Annotated in this window: 12 protein-coding genes; all 12 read left to right on the top strand. The window is 51.2% G+C overall.

Annotation, left to right across the window (positions count from 1 at the left end):
- The 12 genes from ACSPJT_RS04550 to ACSPJT_RS04495 all read left to right on the top strand — a co-directional run bounded on the left by ACSPJT_RS04550 (window position 1) and on the right by ACSPJT_RS04495 (window position 19,563).
- Entirely contained in the window at window positions 1-1,500 is a 1,500-nt protein-coding gene (locus tag ACSPJT_RS04550) for a sulfatase family protein (protein ID WP_435895185.1), read from the top strand.
- 4 nt (window positions 1,501-1,504) lie between these two features.
- Window positions 1,505-2,968 (top strand): sulfatase family protein, encoded by a 1,464-nt coding sequence (locus ACSPJT_RS04545; protein WP_435895184.1) that lies wholly within the window; start codon window positions 1,505-1,507, stop codon window positions 2,966-2,968.
- The gene (locus ACSPJT_RS04540; RefSeq protein WP_435895183.1) at window positions 2,965-4,344 is read left to right on the top strand and encodes a sulfatase-like hydrolase/transferase; all 1,380 of its coding nucleotides are present in this window, start codon (window positions 2,965-2,967) and stop codon (window positions 4,342-4,344) included. Before ACSPJT_RS04545 ends, ACSPJT_RS04540 begins: the two co-directional genes overlap by 4 nt.
- Before the next feature lie 62 nt (window positions 4,345-4,406).
- Complete coding sequence (locus tag ACSPJT_RS04535; RefSeq protein ID WP_435895182.1) at window positions 4,407-8,372, top strand: PVC-type heme-binding CxxCH protein; 3,966 nt, start codon at window positions 4,407-4,409, stop codon at window positions 8,370-8,372.
- A gap of 93 nt (window positions 8,373-8,465) precedes the next feature.
- The gene (locus ACSPJT_RS04530) at window positions 8,466-9,980 is read left to right on the top strand and encodes an alpha-L-fucosidase (protein ID WP_435895181.1); all 1,515 of its coding nucleotides are present in this window, start codon (window positions 8,466-8,468) and stop codon (window positions 9,978-9,980) included.
- 99 nt (window positions 9,981-10,079) lie between these two features.
- Window positions 10,080-11,459 carry a sulfatase-like hydrolase/transferase gene (locus ACSPJT_RS04525; RefSeq protein ID WP_435895180.1) on the top strand — a complete coding sequence of 460 codons (1,380 nt, stop codon included), beginning with the start codon at window positions 10,080-10,082 and terminating at the stop codon, window positions 11,457-11,459.
- Between the two features lie 69 nt (window positions 11,460-11,528).
- Window positions 11,529-13,064, top strand: a complete 1,536-nt coding sequence (locus ACSPJT_RS04520) for a hypothetical protein (protein WP_435895179.1) — start codon at window positions 11,529-11,531, stop codon at window positions 13,062-13,064.
- 30 nt (window positions 13,065-13,094) lie between these two features.
- Window positions 13,095-14,327 carry a putative glycoside hydrolase gene (locus tag ACSPJT_RS04515; protein WP_435895178.1) on the top strand — a complete coding sequence of 411 codons (1,233 nt, stop codon included), beginning with the start codon at window positions 13,095-13,097 and terminating at the stop codon, window positions 14,325-14,327.
- Between the two features lie 185 nt (window positions 14,328-14,512).
- Window positions 14,513-15,196: a PEP-CTERM sorting domain-containing protein gene (locus ACSPJT_RS04510; protein ID WP_435895177.1), complete on the top strand. Its 684-nt coding sequence runs from the start codon at window positions 14,513-14,515 to the stop codon at window positions 15,194-15,196.
- 236 nt (window positions 15,197-15,432) lie between these two features.
- Window positions 15,433-16,101: a PEP-CTERM sorting domain-containing protein gene (locus tag ACSPJT_RS04505; RefSeq protein WP_435895176.1), complete on the top strand. Its 669-nt coding sequence runs from the start codon at window positions 15,433-15,435 to the stop codon at window positions 16,099-16,101.
- A 118-nt stretch (window positions 16,102-16,219) separates the two neighbouring features.
- Window positions 16,220-17,713: an alpha-L-fucosidase gene (locus ACSPJT_RS04500; protein WP_435895175.1), complete on the top strand. Its 1,494-nt coding sequence runs from the start codon at window positions 16,220-16,222 to the stop codon at window positions 17,711-17,713.
- 17 nt (window positions 17,714-17,730) lie between these two features.
- On the top strand, window positions 17,731-19,563 hold the full coding sequence (locus tag ACSPJT_RS04495) for a sulfatase (RefSeq protein ID WP_435895174.1): 1,833 nt from the start codon (window positions 17,731-17,733) through the stop codon (window positions 19,561-19,563).
- Window positions 19,564-19,573: the final 10 nt, after the last annotated feature.

Genomic DNA, 19,573 nt, shown 5'->3' with positions numbered 1-19,573 from the left:
ATGAAAACATATTTAACTTTGTTAGGGATCGGTTTGATCAGCATGGCGCATGCCGCCAAGAAACCTAATATCATTTTCTTGCTGTCAGACGACCAAAGCACTTACTCGGTGGGCTGTTATGGCAACAAGGATGTAAAAACTCCCCAGATGGATAAGCTGGGCGCCGAGGGAATGATCTTTGACCGTCACTACGACACCACTGCGATCTGCATGGCCAGTCGAGCCAACATTTTCACAGGAATGTATGAATATAAAACGGGGACGAATTTCACCCATGGCGACATGAAGCCTGAGACGTGGGCGAAATCTTACCCCGTCTTGTTGCGCGAGGCCGGCTATTACACCGCCTTTGCCGGCAAGTTTGGAATCGTGGTCCAGGGCAAAGGCTTGTGTGAATCCGACTTCGATATGTGGGGTGGTGGGGCAGGGCAGACCCATTACGACACCGCGAGAAACAAAGCGATGAAGAAGTATGCCGAGGAGTTTCCACACTCCACTTTGTCTTACGGTGCCTTCGGCCGCGATGCGATCCGTGAGGCAGTGAAGCAGAACAAACCCTTGTGCCTGTCGATCAGCTTCAAGGCACCGCATATGCCGGCGACCCCAGATCCTCGATTCGATAAAGTCTACGCGGGGAAAACATTCACCAAGCCAGCGAACTACGGTCGCAAAAGTGCTGAAGACCGCGCGCCTCAGAGTAAGACGGGCCGACAGTATGAGCGCTTTGAAAGCTGGGATTACGACAAGGACTACGATGGTGTCATGCGCAAATACCACCAGCAAATCTACGCGATCGATGTCGCCCTCGGTATGATTCGCGAGGAAGTCGAGGCTCAGGGGATTGCAGATAATACCGTCATTATTTACACCAGTGACAATGGTTTCATCTGTGGTTCCCACGGCTACGGCTCGAAGGTTCTGCCAATGGAGGAGGCATCGCGTGTGCCACTGATGATTTATGATCCACGCATCAAGACCTCAGGACAAAAACTCCGAACCCAGAGACTAACAGGCAACATTGACTTCGCCCCAACCATTCTGGAACTGGCAGGTTTGCCCGTGCCGGAAAACATGGACGGCAAAAGCCTCATCCCAACCCTGAACGATCCAGCAAAAGGCGGCCATGAACAGCTCACGCTGATGAATACCTATGGAGCGGATCCTACCAAGGCGATGAGCACGGTGGATGGTCGTTATAAATACACCTTCTGGTGGTATGGCGATGACAAGATGGCGCCCACGGAGGAACTCTACGACCTCGAGAAAGATCCACTGGAACTAGTCAATCTCGCCAAAAATCCGGAACATGCTCCAGCCTTGGCACTAATGCGTAAAAAATACGACCAAAGCCATGCTCATCTGAAAAAGGAAGCCGTTGATTATAATGGTTACCAGAGATACGTGAGCATATTCGACCGCGAAATTCCGTTAGATCAGAAGGAAACCAAGAAGGCCAAGGCAACCAAGGAACGCAAGCGAGAGAAAAAGAAGAATCGCTAAGGATATGAAGATACACCGTCTAGCACTTGCCATCACCTCTCTGCTCACAGCAGTAGCGTACGCCGAGAAACCTAACGTTATTTTCATCCTGATGGATGACATGGGTTATAGCGACGTCAGTTGCTACGGCGCAAAGAAAGTCAATACGCCTAACATCGATCGCTTGGCGAAGGAAGGTCTCCAGTTTACCGACTTCCATACCGGTTCACCGATCTGCTCGCCATCGCGTGCGGCATTTCTCACCGGTGCCTATCCGCAGCGTAATGGCCTTTACATGGGCATCAATGAGAACCGTGAAGCCCACTGGTTCTTGGGTTTGAGCCCGGAGGAGATCACCATTGCCGAGCAGTTCAAGAAGAAGGACTATGTGACCTTGATGGTCGGTAAGTGGCACTTGGGTCATGGGGAAAAGTTTTCCTACTATCATCAAGGCTTCGACCATTACTACGGAGCGCCATCTAACATGGGGCATAACCCCGAATTCTTGGATGAGAAAAAAGTCGTCTACAAAAAGACCCCACTGGATCAACTCACCAAGCTCTACACAGCGAGAATCGTCAAACACATCAAAGATTACAAGGATAAGCCCTTCTTCCTCTATTACGCGCACAATTACCCCCACACGCCAGTCACATCCGGAGCCGAGTTCAAAGGCAGCTCCAAAGACGGCCCGCGTGGCGACGCGATCCAAGAGATCGATTGGGGAATCGGCGAAATCGTCAAAGCTCTTGAGGAAAACGGAATTCTCGAAAACACGCTGATCATTTTCACATCCGACAACGGCCCAACCAATGCCCGCCACGCCGCACCTTATCGAGGCACCAAATACGTCACCCTCGAAGGAGGTCACCGGGTGCCGTTTATCCTGAACTGGAAAGGCAAGACCCAGAAACCAGCCGTGTTAGACGTTTCGGTCAACGCAATGGACCTGTTTCCTACCCTGAGTGAAATCATCAACCAGCCGGTGCCCGACGACCGGATCTACGATGGAGTGAGTCTACTGCCGTTGTTCAAAGGTGAAGAGATAAACCGCGCTGAGGATAAACCATTTTTCTACTACAACTGCGAAAACCTCGAGGCTGTGAGAGTCGGAAAATGGAAGCTACACGTGCCAACTACGAAGAAGGAAATGGCCTGGTGGGACCAAAGGAAGACTCCCATACAGAAACCAGAGCTCTACGACCTGTCATCCGACAAAGCGGAAAGCGTCAACTTAGCCGATGCCCATCCAGAGCGTGTCAGCGAGATGACCAAGCTGGTGGAGGCGATGCAGCTCAAGCTCGGATCTTATCAGTCCAGAGGTAGCGAGCAACGCCCCACAGGAACTCTCTTTCCAGAAGTCCCTGTGGTTTCAAATCACAGAACCGACTGGCCCAAACTCTCGGATAAAGAAAAAGGCCGAGCTAAGACAGAATTCAAGCCAAGTGGAAAGCCGAAGCGAACTAACAGAAAGCCAAAACGCAAATGAAACGATTTAACAAAATAGCCATCAGCGCAGGAGCATTGATGTGTTCAATGCTCTTCGCCTCCGCGGAGCCAGCCGAGAAAAAGGAGAAGCCCAACTTCGTGATCTTCGTCGCCGATGACATGGGGTGGGGGGACTCCGCCACTTATGGCAACCCTCTGATCAAAACACCGAATCTCGATAAATTGGCCGCGCAGGGCGTCAAGTTCACCCAGTGCTACTCGGCCTGTGGTGTCTGTTCTCCATCGCGGGCAGCGATCCTAACAGGGAGAACGCCTTACCGGAACGGCGTCTGGCGACATCTCTCCGGTAATCATGAAGCTCACCTTCGTGCCAGCGAGATCACCTACATCGAGTTGCTTAAGGAGATCGGCTATGAGACTTGCCACGTGGGTAAATGGCACCTCAATTCCAAACAACAATTCAACACTCCAAAATACCCGCAACCTGGTGACCACGGCTACGACTACTGGATGTATACCCACAACAACGCCAGCCCAAGTCACAAGAACCCGGACAATTTCGTCCGCAACGGCGAACCTGTTGGTGAAATTGAAGGCTACTCCGCCCAAATCGTCGCCTCTGAGGCGGCCCGTTGGCTAAAGGATATCCATGACCCGAAGAAGCCATTCGCGCTTTCCGTCTGGGTGCACGAACCTCACTCACCGATCGCAACGGATTCCAAATTTGAAGCACTCTACAAAGGCCACAAGAACAGCAAATACATGGGCAATATCACTCAGCTCGACCACGCACTGGGGCAAGTGATGGAGGCTCTTGATAAAGCCGGCGTCAGCGACAACACCTTTGTCATGTTCACTTCTGACAACGGTCCAGTCGCACGTTATGGAGGAACGGCAGGCGAGCTCCGTGGTGGAAAACGCAGCAGTCACGAAGGCGGCATCCGTGTGCCCGGAGTGGTTCGTTGGCCAGGCCACATCAAAGCAGGAACTGTTAGCGATACACCTGTGATTGGCTCCGATATCTTTTCGACCATACTGGCGATCACTGGAATCGACCTCCCCTCAGATCGCACCATCGATGGAGTCAGCATGCTTCCAGCTTTCGAAGGCAAGCCCCTCACTCGCAGGGTCCCACTCTTCTGGCGAACCCATGTTTCAGCCGCTGATAACCGCATGGCCCTCCGCATCGGTGATTGGAAAATCATCAGCAACGATGAGATGAACAAATTTCAACTCTACGACATCCAGAAAGACTGGAAAGAGACAAACGATCTCTCCGCCAAAATGCCTGAAAAAACAGATGAGATGAAAAAAGCTCTGTTCGAAGTTTGGAAAGGCATCGAAGCCGAAGGCCCCAAAGAATGGTGGCTGGGCGAACGCAATAAGCCGGTGAAAGGCGGAAAATTAAACTACTAACAAAATCACCGCACCTATCTGGGGGGATGGCTGTTTTGTGGCTAAACTTGAAAATAAAACCAATGACGAACATTACCCGAGCAGCTTTGCTCATAGCAGCGACTTGCCTCACAAGTTCGCTCTTAGCCGCGCCAGCGAAAGCAGATGATAAAAAGAACACCATCCTCTTTTATGGAAACTCGATGATCGAGCGGCTGCTCGAGCATGGTGAACTTGAAGCTCGGCTCCAGATCGCGAACCCCAAAGCAGGCTTGAAAATCCGTAGCTTTGCTTGGACTGGCGATGAAGTAGGCAACCGACTCCGATTGGAGGGTTACGCCAAGCACATGAAAAACCTCATCGCCGAGTGGCCTGCTGGTAATCTCGTGTTAGGTTACGGGTTTTACGAATCATTCGCTGGTGCCAAAGGTCTCGACGAATTCGAAAACCAATACCGGGTTCATCTCAAACAGCTCGCAATCATCCATCCGGGAGTACAGGTCGTCATGCTTTCGCCGATTGCTAGCGAAGATGCATCTCCTGAGAGAAATGCAGACCTGGAGCTCTACTCAAACGCCATCAACAAGCTGGCAGCAGAATCGGGCGCAAAGTACATCGATCTTTTCAGCCCTACTCGCGATGCCTACGCCGCCTCGGAGCCGAAGCTCACCACGAGGGGGATTCATTTGAATGAGGCTGGAAATAGCCTTGTCGCTAAAGTCATTGCTGAGGCTCTCATCGGTTCATCCACGGTAGATCCGAAACACCTGCACGAAGTAGCTCTCGCCGCTTCGGCCAAACACGAACGCGTGGCTGAAATCGTCCGACCTAAAAATGCCGTCGTCTATTTCGGTGTCCGCGCACGTCCGCAGGAATACGCGGATGAAATGCCACGCTACCACAAGATGATCGAGCTCACCGAAGCTGTGGTTCATCAGCTGGCAGCGGACCCAAGTAAGAAATTTTCAGACGTGAAAAAGCCATCTCTTGCACCGATGCCTGAGGGCAGAAGTAAAAAAGCAAATAAAGGAATGGGCATCATCAAAAGTGTCGCGAAAGCCCAGGCAGAGTTTGAGGTTGATAAAGACTATGAGGTGAACCTATTCGCCTCCGAAGAACAATTCCCTGAACTTCGTAACCCAGTCCAGATCGCCTTTGATGCTCGTGGTCGACTTTGGGTCGTCACTATGCCGTCATTCCCACACACCGTACCAGGACTGACACCACCAGACAAGATCCTCATCCTCGAAGACACGGACAAGGATGGCAAAGCCGACAAATGCACGACTTACATGGAAGGTCTCGACGCCTTGGACGGTATCGCATTTCACCGCGAGGGAGTGATTATCTCTGAGCAACCTCGCTTATGGCTGACGCGTGATACAGACGGTGATGGCAAGGCTGATTTCAAAGAAGAGCTACTCCGCGGTATCGATGTCACTGATTCACATCACGGTGGCATGATCACGGAAGACCCTAGCGGTGACATCATTTTCAGCGACGGCGTGTTCCACCGTTCGCAGCTGGAAACACCCTTTGGGATTCATCGTGGTATCGATGCTACGACCTATCGTCTCGATGTCGCCAGTGGTAAAATTAACACCGAGTATCAACACACCACACCGAACCCATGGAACGTCGATTTCGATCGCTATGGTGACCTTTTCCAGATGTATGGAGACGGAATCTTCTACGATAGCGCGGTGCTGCCGTGGACACCGCTGGGAGCTTATCATCCCTTCAGATACGGCTCGATCGGACAGTTTGGAAAAGGCTCAGGAATCGCAGTCGTTTCCAGCCCTAACTATCCGGATGTTTATCAGGAGGGCATGGCATCTGCATCATTGCTCGGCAAATATGCGGTGACTCTAACCGAGTTCGATTACACACAGGGAATGATCAACCGAGGTAAGACACAGGTCATCCTCTCCTCTCCGAATCCTGCATTCCGTCCCGCTGATTTGGAGTTCGGAATGGATGGTGCGCTTTACGTGTCTGACTTCTGTAGCCCGATCATTGGCCACGCCCAGCATCCGATGCGTGATCCAGGTTGGGATCACGACTACGGCAGAATCTGGAGAGTTGTTCATAAAGGGAAACCTCTCGTGAAAACGGCTCCAAAGATCGAAGGCGAATCACCGGAAAATCTCTGCAAGTTACTCACCAGTCCCCAAGGCCTCGTCCGCCATCACGCTCGCATCGAGCTTCGCAAACATGGTGCGAAGGGGATCGCAGCGGTGGATAGGTGGATCGCTAACATGGATCGGAACAGCCCCGATTTTGAGCAAGCCGCACTGGAAGCAATCTTTGTCTGTGGCGGTCTCAATGAAGCTCGTCCGAAGTTGATCGACGCATTACTCAACTCCAAGTCGTTCCATTTCCGTGGAGCGGCAGTGAATCAGATTCGACTGCAAGCTGATCGTCTCGATAACGTGTCTGAGCTTCTCGCCAAAATGGCCAAGGACGAACACCCGCGTGTTCTCATCCAGGTGATCGGTGCCATTTCTCATCTGCAACAAAGCAATCCTAAGCTCACCGAGATTTTAGGATTGATCAAATCTGATAATAAAAATGTGGTGAACACGGTCAGGGCGTTAGACTACGGAGCCGAGCCGGTGAAAGGGCGCAGTGTCCCAGTACTCGAAGTTGATCCTAAGTCCGAACTCACTCATTGGTTCCGCTATGCCCCGGGAGGAAAAGGTCAGCCGGTTCTCCACACATCGAAGAAATCTTCTGGCGGCGGTGTGAATTTATTCCGCACCTTCATTGAGTCTGAAAAAGCACAGTCCGCTATCATAGCGATCAATCACAAGGCCCTCGATATCTTTGTAAATGGCAGCCTGAAGTTTAGCCAAAACTCACTCTGGAGTGGTGATCAACAAGTGCAGGTCGATTTACAACCGGGTGTGAATTACATCGAGATCGAGCTGAAAAAGGGAAGAAGAGCGACCAATGGGCTACCTCCGGTCTTCCTCTACGATGCTGTCGGCAGTGCGCTCAGTGACGCGAAATATGTATCGAATCCCCAAGACTTAGAGCGACTCACAGCAGCGCACAACAAGATGCTCAAAGAACGCGGAACCGTTCTCCGTGTCACTGCAGCTCCAGGGTTACAGTTTGCCCCGAAGATACTGCAGGTCGAGCCCGGCGCCAAGGTCCGTCTCATATTCGAGAACCCGGACAACATGGAACATAACTGGCTTCTCATCGCTCCCGGGAGCGTAGCAGAGATCGGAGAGCTTGCTGATAAGATGGCAGGAGAAGCGGGGGCTGTGGAAAAACATTACATCCCAGACTCGGACAAAATTTTAGTCCACTCGAAACTACTAGGACCAAACGCTAAGGAAGAAATCGTCTTCACCGCACCTGAGAAGCCGGGAGAATACCCCTACATTTGCACCTTCCCAGGTCACTGGCGAATCATGCAAGGCATCCTAACTGTCGGCAAAGAAGACCAAGCAAAACCTCAGCCCGGAAAAGCTCGCGGTAAGAGGAAAAAGGGTAAGGCGGTATCTAAGCAGATAGGTGAGGGCGTGGTCTTTGAATCCTCAGCTACCGCGAACGGGTTCACACTCCTGAAGCTCCCGAAAACTCCAAGAGGCAAAGTCACTGCGAGCACAAAAACAAACAATGACCCTATCTCTATTCTAACTGATGGGAAGTTAAGCAAGGGCTTCGGTCCTATTTTTGCAAACGGCATCAAAGATGGTGCATACAAGATGGATCTTGGGAAACAGCAACCCATTGCGGCAATCACCAGCTGGTCGCACAGCCAAGGTAGCGGTCGTGGTGCCCAGACAGTGACTATTTACGGTAGTGACTCTACCTCGGACCCAGGATGGAAGCTCGACGATGCCACACTCTTCAAGCCACTCGGAACAATCAGCACCAAAGGCCAATCGCTGAGTGATTTCGTAGCGTTATCGCTGCATGCGAAAAAAGGGAAGTCGCTCGGGTCTTATCGCTGGATCGTCTGGAAAGTGGCGCCCGTAACCTCGAATCATGAAAACACCGCATTTCAAGAACTGGCAGTCGATGTGGTGAAATAAGGCGGTGTTAGATATTCAAAACTGGAAGGTTAACGGCATCAAGCTTCATCGTGCCAACCGACATTTGGCCACAGCCGCCCAATCAAACAACTTATGAAAATTAGTAATCGACTCATGGCCACGGGGCTTTCCATGGCTTGCCTCAGCACCGCCGTGGCTCAAAAGGAAATCAACCCCTACGCGGTCACCGCAAACCAAGTGACTCTGGCTGAGCCGACGACATTGAAACTCGATCCTAAAGGCACCACATCCTTAGCTCCCAATCTTGGGAAACTGAGTGCTGGCATTCAACCGGTGGTGAAGAATTTCATGATCCTCTGGTGTGCAGCAAAAACTGGAACCAGCCAAGTGGAGTGGACGGTAAAAGCTCCCGCTGACGGTGTCTATGGCGTGACGGCATCTGTTTCCGGTCAAGGCACCGAGCTGACGGTCACCTGCAATGATCAGAAAGCCGAAGCCAAAGTGACTGAGAACGGCTGGCACCGCGTAGAGCTGGGTAACATCCCCTTGAGAGCGGGGGAGAATAAGATCTTGTTAGATGTGGAGGTCGTCGCAGGGAAAGGCCGAAAGCGAAAGGGGGAGTTTCTGTTAAGTGGATTAGAACTGACCCAGCCGGCGGTCAAAGAAAGCATGCTCAAGGAAGCTGTGGCGATGAGGTCGCAGCCTGATTGGTTTAAGGATGCCGGATACGGCCTGATGTTTCAGTGGACCAATCGCGCCACGCCTCCAAAAGGACCGATCAAGGACTGGGAGGCGAAGGTGAATGATTTTGACCTCGATGGCTTCATCAAGCTCGTTGAGGACTCTGGAGCACGATACGTTGTCTGGTCGATCACCTGGGGAAACCAGTATATCTCAGCACCAATCAAGTCCTTGGACGCGATCATCGCCGGTCGCACGACCAAGCGGGACTTACTGGGGGAGATGGTCGATCGATTGCATGAGAAGGGGGGTAAGGTCATTTTCTACTACCATTATGGGTATGACTGCTATCACTCACAGGACACAGCGTGGCTCAAGGCAGCTGGTGGTATGGAGGCTGATAAGACCAAACTCTATGCCAGTCTGATGAACATCCTCTCAGAGGTGGGAACTCGCTACGGTGACAAACTCGATGGCTGGTGGTTCGACGGTGGTGCCCGATATTTGAATTGCCATTTTGACGGTTCCTCAGGCGATCAGGGTATTCTAACTGCACCACTCAAAAAATTTACAGAGGCTGCTAGAGCTGGAAATCCGAAGCGGATGGTGGCCTACAATTCGTGGATCAAGCCTCGCATCACCGAATATCAGGATTATTACGGAGGGGAGGGGAAGACCTCATTCAAAGCGTCTGAGCTAAGCGATGGAGTTTTCAAGAGCGGACGTCAGAAAGGCCTACAGGCTCATGGCTGTTTTATCCTTGAGAAAAGGTGGGGGCACATTGATGAGGACACACCGATTGCAAAACCGAAACACGATATCAAAAAATTAACCGCATGGGTGAAGCAAGCCCAGCAAGGCCGCTATCCCATATCGATCAATTTGGAAATGTATGAGGATGGCTCCGTTTCGCCCGAGTCCTATGCCTTGTTAAAAGAGCTTAAGGCAGCAACTCGTGGGAAATAAGGACGAGCTGTTGCGAGGGGCGAAATCGGTCTATGACATCGGTCAAATGACCGATTGGAACATCGTGCTTAAGGGTATAGGTTACTAGGGTAAATCTATATGAAACAGCACTCAAAAAAGACTCTGATCGGGAGCATCGCCTCTATTTTGCTCATGATTCCCTGCCATGCGGAAACGGCTCAGAAACCTAACATTGTGGTATTTCTCGCCGATGATATGGGGTGGGGGGATGCGGCTTGTTACGGCAGTGATAAAATCGTCAGCCCGAACATCGATAAGCTGGCCAAACAGGGAGTCCGTTTCACCCAGGCCTATGCGGCATGTGGTGTTTGTTCACCTTCGCGCTCGGCGATTCTGACCGGTCGCACACCGTATCGGAATGGTGTCTGGGCGCACTTGTCAGGAAATGGGCCAGCTCATCTGCGCACCTCAGAGATCACCTATCCGAAGCTGCTTCAGAAGGCCGGTTATGAAACCTGCCACGTTGGCAAGTGGCATCTTAATTCCAGACAGCAGTTTAATAAACCTGAATTTCCCCAGCCCAATGACCACGGTTATGACTATTGGATGTCCACTCACAACAACGCCAGCCCAAGCCATAAGAACCCTGATAATTTCGTACGCAATGGCGAGCCAGTCGGCAAGGTGAACGGATTTTCCGCCCCATTCGTGGCCAAGGAAGCGATTCATTGGCTCAATGATATCCGCGACCCCAAGAAACCGTTTGTTCTCTCGATCTGGGTGCATGAACCACACCTTCCAATCGCTACAGACAAGCCATTCCTGGCGCACTACGGAGCCGATCCCAAGGCCAAGTATTATGGCAATATCACCCAGTTGGATTTTGCCTTGGGGCAGGTCATGGACGCTTTGGAGGAGAAAGGCCTAGCTGAAAACACCTTGCTGATTTTCACCTCTGACAATGGACCGGAAGGCAGTGCCAGACGCGGTGGATCGACGGGTGGCCTCAGCGGTCGTAAGCGCGATGACCTCGAAGGCGGCATCCGTGTTCCTGGCATCGTGCGCTGGCCGGGACACATCAAGCCCGGCACAGTGAGTTCGGTCCCAGTGATCGGTTCAGACATTTTCACCACCGTGTTAGAAGCGGCCGGTGTGCCGATTCCTACTGATCGCACCATCGACGGTGCCAGCATGGTGCCTGCTTTCGAAGGCAAGCCCATTCAGCGTAAAGTGCCACTCTTCTGGCGCACCCATGTTTCTGATCCGGACTGCCGAGTCGCAGTGCGGGTGGACGACTGGAAACTCGTCGCCAATGACACGATGAATAAGTTCCAGCTTTTCAACATCGAGAAAGATCCCAATGAGAAGAACAACCTCGCTGAATCGATGCCTGAGAAACTGGAGGAGCTGAAAAAAGTCATGATCGAAACCTGGAAGGATATCGAAAAAGAAGGGCCGAGTGAGTGGTGGCAGAAAAATACTGCCAGGCCCAAGGGCGGCGGCAAACTCAATTATTAAAAGCAGAGGAGCCCTATGCTTTTCTGCCAAATCCTCATCGAACGGACATCCAATCTAACACTATTACCTATGAAATTTAAAACACTAACAAGTATCTTCCTCTCAGCCCCCCTGTGTATTTTAACACTTTACGCCGAGCAGGCTGCTCCTGCCGATTGGAGTGTCGACCTTGAAAAAAATATCGAGTCTTCCGAGGGCGCTGTCATTGAAAAAGGCTCCGTTTCACCGAAGGAAAAGACCGCGACAATTCTAACAAAAATTCAGAAATTTGACAGCAAGCGTTCCGTCAAAACTCTGACGGTTTCCCAATCGGCCATCTGGCAGAACTGGAAACCTGTGGAAAATATCGGGCCGGCGAATCTCAAGGACGCACCAGTCATGCTCACCATGGGACCTGACAACTACTGGATGTTCGGGCGCTACGGAGGTGCTCAGCCGAAGAAGAAAAAAGGCGACAAGGGCAAAAATCAGTCCAAGCCCCAAACCAAGTTCGAAGCCAAGTCCGCTACGCTCGAAGGCTTCGATGTGCCCTTGCAGACCACTCCCTTCGCCAATCAATTCAATGCCCCCGGAGGACTCAAGCCTAGCAAGGGCGGCTACCACGCCTGGCAGAGCCGCGATATGAAAAACTGGGTCCACCACGGACCTGTCACCGAAGGTTTCTCTCGCTGGGTGACCAGTGCCGAGATGGTCGATGGCAAAGCTCTGATCTACTATGATTTTCCCAACGATCAAGACCCACACGTTTACGTCGACAGCGACCTCACCGATGGTGAACCTGGTGAAAACAAAGGCAAGGTTCTCAGCGATCCCTCGGATGGTTCTGATGCCGGGTTCATTCGTGATCTCGATGGCAAGGTCCACGTTATCTTCGAGGACTGGAGCCCGATCGATGCGAACAAGCGCTCTTGGGACTCGCCGTTGGCTGGACACGCTGTCAGCCCGGACGGAATCAAAGCTTTTGAAATTAAGAATCACGCCGTCGACAATCGCACCAAGCCCACTGGTAAAAAAGCGACCTACAAACATCCGCACTGGACCAAGGAAGATCCGGACAATTACAAAACCAGCATCGCCGAGTACGAAATCCACGAACCTGAGCAAGAGGCATATGGCGACTGGGCGGTGATCAGCATTGGTAGTCAGTATTACCTCTTTGGCGACTATGATCCAGCAGGCGGCCATCAGATGAGTGTCGGCTGGTTTACATCGCCATCGATCGATCAGCAGTTCACTTGGTGCGATAGCATCGGAAATGGTCACCCGGATCCGGACGTCGCCTTTGCCGAAGGCCAGTTCTATTTAGCCACCCAGCAGAAGGTCGACTACGTCAGCCCCGGCCCATGGGTCGAGAAAGTCGAGGCCCGCGTGGGTGTGGATACTGACAACGATTCCAAAATCGACAAGTGGAGCGACTGGTCGGAGCTCAAGGAAAGCTACGACTACATCCCAGGCTTCTCCAAGCAAATCAAACGCACACCAGCCCAGCTCGACCTAGCAGGTCTGCCCGAGGGATTTGCTTTCCAGATCGAGATGAAGATCACCGATACCACAGAGAATAAATCGAAGCCGATTATTGAGGGCGTCAGCTTGTCATTCAAGTAGTCTCTAACTGATATTTAAGGAATAGGATCCATGACGAATCTAAAAACGTCCTTTCACGCCAGTTGGTGCGGCCTTTCACTTATGTTAGGGCTTGCTTTCGCCCTGCACACTCAAAGCCTGGCTGAAGAAGTCAGCACGTCCTTACAGAACAGCGACGGCAGCCAATACAAAGCCAAAGCTTACTACCCCAAGTTCAGCTGGGAAAAGACGCCGCAGTATTTCATGTTCGGAGATACGCAGCGGACCTTGACGCCTGAGGAGGTGAAATCGATCGCAGCGAGGACGGATTTTCTCTGCATTGAAAAATCTCACGGTATGAAAGAACTCGGCGCCGCTGAACTTGGAGCTAAACACGAAGCAGCGGTCTTTAAAAAGCTCAAGCCAGGCACCAAAGTGCTGTTCTATTTTAACTCAGCTTACGCGTATCCGTTTACCTCCTATGCCAAGGATCTTACGCGGTCCAAAATTGACCAGAGGCCTGACCTAAAGAAATTTCTACTGATCGATCCTAAAACCGGAGAGCTTGCACATCGCAGAAATGTTTTTCAGTTTGATGTGCTCAATCCGGAATTTCGCACATGGTGGGTAAACACCGTAGCCAAAGGTGTCGCCGAAACCGGCTGCGATGGTGCCTTCATCGATCAGATGCACGGCTTTTCATGGTTACGTCCCAATCAAGTGAAAGAAGTTCGTTCAGCGATGGGCGAGATGATGGCCGCGCTGAAAAAGAAAATGGGGCCGGATAAAATCTTACTCGCTAACAATGCTCACCAGAGGGCAGGGGTAGAGGTTCTGCCGGTTGTGGATGCTAACATGTTTGAGCATTACGATGCCAAGCTGCTGACCAAAGAGATGCTACTCAAGGACTGGAATGACATGTTGAAAATCTCCAAGGCTGGCAAAATGTCCATCTTTCGGATCGGAGTAGAATACGTCAGCTCCCAAGACCCAAAAGCAGAAAAACCCAAGAGGGGACCTGCTAGAACAGCAAAAATGGCAGCCTTGGCCAAGGAGCAGTTAGAATACTTCCACGCCTGTTACCTGATCGGCGCCCAACCCTACTCCTATTTTCAATACGGCTGGGGCTGGACACTTTCAGATGGTTCCCTGCATGAATTCCCCAGCCTGCAAAAACCATTGGGTGCTCCCAAGGGGGCTTACACCCGAGTGAAGAAAGACGGTTGGGAATTTACCCGTGAGTTTGAACGCGCCAGCGTCTGGGTGGATACCGAGAAAAAGCAGGCTAAGATCACTTGGAAATAGTGGGTATCAAGGTTTGTTCATATACGACGCCTGTAAGTGCTTTCTAAAAGCGGAGCATCGGTCATACGACCGATAGACAAGGTAGGCGGGTCGGCACACATTGGTCATAGATGATGCACGCCTAAGAGATAGGGCTCATTGCTAACGCGATCGCAGCTAATGCATATAGAAAGTAAAAACAAACTATGAAAAAAATACTCTACACAGCAGGAACTTGTCTTTTGGCAACCGGACTCGCACAGTCTGCAACTTTCGCGATTACCAATTGGGATGGCAACGGTTCTGATACTACATTCAGCGGATTTGCGGTATCAGCAGCTGTTGCTGATGGCAATGATCTCATATATACTTGGACGCGATCCGGTAATCTGGATGGGATGGGGCCAGCTAATGACACATTGAGCTTTGATCTTAGGCATGAAGCCTTCACCGGTTCATCTTACAGCAGTCCTAATGTGACACTAGGAAATTCGCATGACCTTGGAGGCGTTTCTTTACAGCACTTTGGTCCAGGTGGTGATCTTGATAACAATCAGTCATTCCGGCTTAGCATTGAAAATATTGTATTTACCCAAGGCGAAGCTCTAGGATGGGAAGCAACTTTTGACGGATTCTCTGACATTAATAGATTCGGCGGAAGTGGCACTGCAGATTATTATTTCGGAACCACCGGAGCAGAAACCGTGGTAGGTGGTGGCAACTTTACCGGACCAGTCCAGGTGCTAACGGTTACTTCGACAACCGCTAATTCACGTTTCCGCAATCTGGATTTTGCCATCACTACTGCAGAGGCAATCCCAGAGCCTTCATCTGCCGCACTCGTCGGACTTGGAGGCCTTGCTCTAATCTTACGCCGTCGCCGCTCGTAGGCATCGTAGAACTTCATTCATATTTGAGTTCATGGCTCCAGTCGGTCGAAAGGCTGGCTGGGGATTTTCTTTGGCACAATTTGCAAATCGCCATCCGAGCCGCAGCCAAAGCATCGGTCAAACGACCCATAGACAGGTGTTTAGTCATCGCTCATAGTTCAGACGATTTATGCCCCACAAGTCTCTGAAATGAGATTTCAAAGGCAAAAAACCAACGCTCTATCCAACATATGATCATGAAAAGTAATATCAAACTCCTTGCAGCGGCTACGACCTTCCTCGCTTTCTCCCAGGCTTCTCAATCAGCTACCGTCGCCTTTACCTTTAGTGGTAACAAAACTCCTCAGATGGCGAGTGGTGCCGGAAACTCGGAGATTCTATATTCTTTCACTGCAACAGGTGACTTTGACGGAGCTGCTGACGGCGTTGACACTTTTACTTGGGACATTCGTTTTAGTGCCTTCAATCGGACCATTGCGAACGATCAGGTCACTTTAACCAATCAAGTGCAGGCACAAACTGACGGCACTGAATTCAATTCTGGAGGTAACAGCACAAATTGGAACAGTCAGTCCTTGGTCTTTGCAATTGAGAACGAGCAGCTGACAACGACAGCACCCGGTTCCTATGATTATACATTTAATGGTTTTACGTCGATGTTTCTCACTGCTGGGACTTTTTACCTGGGAACTGGAGCAGATACAATATCACTGGTAAGCACAGGCAATAGTGTGGATACATTCGCTGCTCCCCAGCTCAGTCCTTTGGTGATTACAGCTACTAACAGTGAGCGAAATCGCCAATTGTCAGGTAGCTTTACTATCGCGGCTGTTCCTGAGCCCTCCTCAACGGCGCTTCTTGGCCTTGGAGGTATTGCTCTGATTTTACGCCATCGCCGAGCATAAGTATTACAACTCATTCTATACTTCAGGGTTTCATCCCCGGTGTGCCTACGGGGTATGGCGGGGATTTTTATATCTATTCTTATATGGTCCTCCAGACTCATCGATAACTTACAAACCTATGAAAAGTCTTCTAATACACGCTGCTGCAACATGTTTGTTGGCGACTCCAGCCCTGGCTGAAGAAATCCAACCGACATGGCAGTCGCTGGCGGAGAACTACCATGTTCCTGAGTGGTTTCAGGATGGTAAAATCGGAGTTTGGGCGCACTGGGGGATTCCTTCGTCGATTGATGAGAATCGACCGAACGATGGCTCGCACTACGGTCGCCGGATGTATGGTGCCAATGAGGGAGAATCGGGCGGCCAGCTGAAGATGACCGAGAAGCTCGCCAAATTTCACGCCAAACGCTATGGCCCGCCGAGTGAGTTCGGCTACGAGAAACTGGTGCCACTTTTCAAAGGAGAGAATTGGGATCCGGACGCGCTGGTGACATTTTTCAAAGACAACGGAGCGCGCTTTGTCATGCCGGTGGCCACGCATCACGATAACTTCGATATGTATGATTCCATCCACCCGTGGAACTCAGCCAAGATGGGGCCTAAGCGCGATACTCTCAAGGAGTGGAAACAGGCTGCCACCAAACATGGATTGAAATTCGGTGTGTCCACCCACCTTTACTGGTCGCCTGCCTTTTTTAAAACTGCGCGCCAGTATCAGAAGCCGGGCACGTTGGCATGGAAGCTTTTCAGCATGGACTACGATCCCAAAGGATACCCGAAGCAAGACAGTTGGAACCAGCACTGGTATGACCGCTGTTGGGATGTGATCGAGAAATATGATCCTGATATGTTCAACGTCGATTCCCCATTCCCCAGAGTCGGTGCCGGCAAGGGACTGGGCGTCAAGCTGTTCACCGACTACCTTCGACGCGATCTGAAAGAAAACGGCGGCAAGCAGTCGGTGGTGATCTCCTTCAAAGACGGTAGCAAGGACAGATCAGCCTATACCTACAACATGGAGCGAGGCAGTTCCGGTGAGATCCAAGCCGAGCCATGGATGTGGGCGACTGATATTTCCGGCGGATGGTTTTACCGTAAAGAGGCGAGGAACAGAATGAGCATCTCCATCATGATCGCGAATGCCATCGATGCGATTAGCAAAAATGGAGTGGTCATGATGAACGTGGCACTGCGGGGTGACGGCACGCTGCCTGAAAATCAGGCTGCTTATCTAACTGCTTTTGGTGAAGTCTTAAAAACCAACGCCGAAGGGATCTACGGCACTCGACCATGGAAGGTGTATGGCGAGGGACCGCTGAAAGTGAAGACAGGGCGTCAGGGCGAAAACAACAAAGCCTACTCCCAGCAAGATATCCGGTTCACCCAGAAAGATGGCAAGCTCTACGTCTTTGTGCTGGCGACACCGACCAAGGACATTGCCATCGAGACCTTGAAAGCAGGCGGGCTGCTTGAAAAGGAAATCGCAAATATTACCATGCTAGGAAGCGATGAATCGATCCAATGGAAGCGCGATTCCTCCGGCCTGAAAATCGACCTGCCCAAATCCATCACCGAGCAGCCCGTCACCGGCTTTCGGATTACTTACCAATAAACCAAACATTACCGACCATGAAACTACGCCTAACAGGTATTCTGTTTTTGCTGATCAATCTAGCAACAGCGGCTCCCAAGCCAAACATCATCATCTTTTACGTCGATGATCTCGGCTGGCAAGACGTGCAGCTTAATGACATTGACAAACCCTGTCCCTACGAGACGCCGCACATCAAAAAACTGGCTGATGCCGGGATGAATTTCACCCAAGGCTACTCACCAGCCCCTACCTGTGCGCCTTCTCGAGCCGGTATCATTACCGGGCAGCACCCTGCGAAGATCGGTCTGACGCACGTGGATCTGAGTGTCCGTTCAAAGCCGAAAAAAGATCAGCGTTTGGTTTCGCCCTATCTTCAAGGCCCGATGGATTTGACTCTCCTGACCCTGGCTGACGCACTCAAGGCAAACGGCTACCGCACCGGTCACTCCGGAAAATGGCACGTCGGCTCGAATGCCGCCAGCTATGGATTCGATGTCGTGAACCAAGATCGCGGCGTGCACCGTGGCATGGATGACAGAACCAAAGATTTCGCCACCGCGAAGGATAAAAAATATCCGCTGAGCAAGGAGAAGTATTTCCCCAAGAGTGATAAGAAGCCTGATGGCATTTCCTATCCATACGATGAAGTCACCGAGTCCGCACTCGACTTCATGGAAAAGAGCAAAGACGAGCCGTTTTTCCTGAACCTCTGTCACTGGATGGTGCACTGGCCGATGCTTACTCGCAATGGTGAGTTGTTAGAATACTACTGTGACAAACTCGGTCAGCCATTCCCACCGAAACCGGGAGTGATGAGCTTGCCTGGCCAGCAGAACCCTTACTTTGCCTCCATGGTGACGACGGTCGATTGGAGTCTGAGCCGAGTGGTGGATTACCTTGAGAAAACGGACGACCCGAGAAACCCCGGTAAAAAACTCAGCGAGACGACTTACATTTTCTTCACCTCAGACAATGGTGGTGCTGAAATCAAAGGAAAAGAAATCCTCTCCGATAACGCTCCTCTTAAGTATGGTAAAAAGCGTTCAGAGGAAGGCGGAATCCGTGTGCCCATGGTTATCACTGGACCGGGTATCAAGCATGGCAGCCAATTTGATGGCCTCGTGAATCAACTCGACTATTTTCCCACGATCCTGAAATTGACCGATTCAAAAATTGATCCAGCTGATGAGAAGAAGCTCAGCGGCCTGGATATTTCTCCTGTGTTGGAGGGTGAGTCGCAGAAAATCGTCGATGCCAAGGGCGTCGAACGAGATCACCTGTTCTGGCACTTTCCACACAACAGCATGAAGTCAGCGATCCGCAGCGGCGATTTCAAGCTCTACAAACGCTATACCACCGATGACTATGAGCTCTATCAGCTCACCAAGGATGGAAAACGGCACGACTATGAGGAGGCCAATGATTTGGCCAAAAACCCAGAGTTCAGCGACGTCATCGAGCGTCTGAGTAAGACTCTCGCAGATGAACTCGCGGCTAACCATGCCGAAGGCCCGTATCTAAATCCAGATTTCCAAGATAAGAAAACGCCTGCGGCAGTGGTCAATGATCCGACGTTTGAAAAGGCATCACGCGTGGCTACTCTGACGGTCGATCAGTCAGGCCCAGCCGTGAAGACCGCTTACGTGATTTATCTGGCTGAAGAATCTGCCGGTAAGAAAAAAAGGGACAAGAGTCTGAAGGGGCTGGCTGATGATGCCAAGGTTCCAGGCATGCGAGCATTAGCGAAAGTGAGCGAAGACGGCCGCAGCGTCAGTGCCACCATCCCCTCTGAGATTCCTAACTTCTGTTTTGTCATCATTGATGCCAACGGATACATGACTTACTCTAAACCGACACCTACTCAATAATCACCAACTC

The organism is Oceaniferula spumae (assembly GCF_042849255.1).
Taxonomy (GTDB): domain Bacteria; phylum Verrucomicrobiota; class Verrucomicrobiia; order Verrucomicrobiales; family Akkermansiaceae; genus Oceaniferula; species Oceaniferula spumae.
Note: the sequence above shows the minus strand (reverse complement) of the source record. Positions and strands in the feature narration are given on the sequence as shown.

Excerpts from the sequence above, each read along its gene's own strand:
- ACSPJT_RS04550 (WP_435895185.1), top strand. The coding sequence starts at position 1 with ATGAAAACATATTTAACTTTGTTAGGGATCGGTTTGATCAGCATGGCG.
- ACSPJT_RS04545 (WP_435895184.1), top strand. The coding sequence starts at position 1,505 with ATGAAGATACACCGTCTAGCACTTGCCATCACCTCTCTGCTCACAGCA.
- ACSPJT_RS04540 (WP_435895183.1), top strand. The coding sequence starts at position 2,965 with ATGAAACGATTTAACAAAATAGCCATCAGCGCAGGAGCATTGATGTGT.
- ACSPJT_RS04535 (WP_435895182.1), top strand. The coding sequence starts at position 4,407 with ATGACGAACATTACCCGAGCAGCTTTGCTCATAGCAGCGACTTGCCTC.
- ACSPJT_RS04530 (WP_435895181.1), top strand. The coding sequence starts at position 8,466 with ATGAAAATTAGTAATCGACTCATGGCCACGGGGCTTTCCATGGCTTGC.
- ACSPJT_RS04525 (WP_435895180.1), top strand. The coding sequence starts at position 10,080 with ATGAAACAGCACTCAAAAAAGACTCTGATCGGGAGCATCGCCTCTATT.
- ACSPJT_RS04520 (WP_435895179.1), top strand. The coding sequence starts at position 11,529 with ATGAAATTTAAAACACTAACAAGTATCTTCCTCTCAGCCCCCCTGTGT.
- ACSPJT_RS04515 (WP_435895178.1), top strand. The coding sequence starts at position 13,095 with ATGACGAATCTAAAAACGTCCTTTCACGCCAGTTGGTGCGGCCTTTCA.
- ACSPJT_RS04510 (WP_435895177.1), top strand. The coding sequence starts at position 14,513 with ATGAAAAAAATACTCTACACAGCAGGAACTTGTCTTTTGGCAACCGGA.
- ACSPJT_RS04505 (WP_435895176.1), top strand. The coding sequence starts at position 15,433 with ATGAAAAGTAATATCAAACTCCTTGCAGCGGCTACGACCTTCCTCGCT.
- ACSPJT_RS04500 (WP_435895175.1), top strand. The coding sequence starts at position 16,220 with ATGAAAAGTCTTCTAATACACGCTGCTGCAACATGTTTGTTGGCGACT.
- ACSPJT_RS04495 (WP_435895174.1), top strand. The coding sequence starts at position 17,731 with ATGAAACTACGCCTAACAGGTATTCTGTTTTTGCTGATCAATCTAGCA.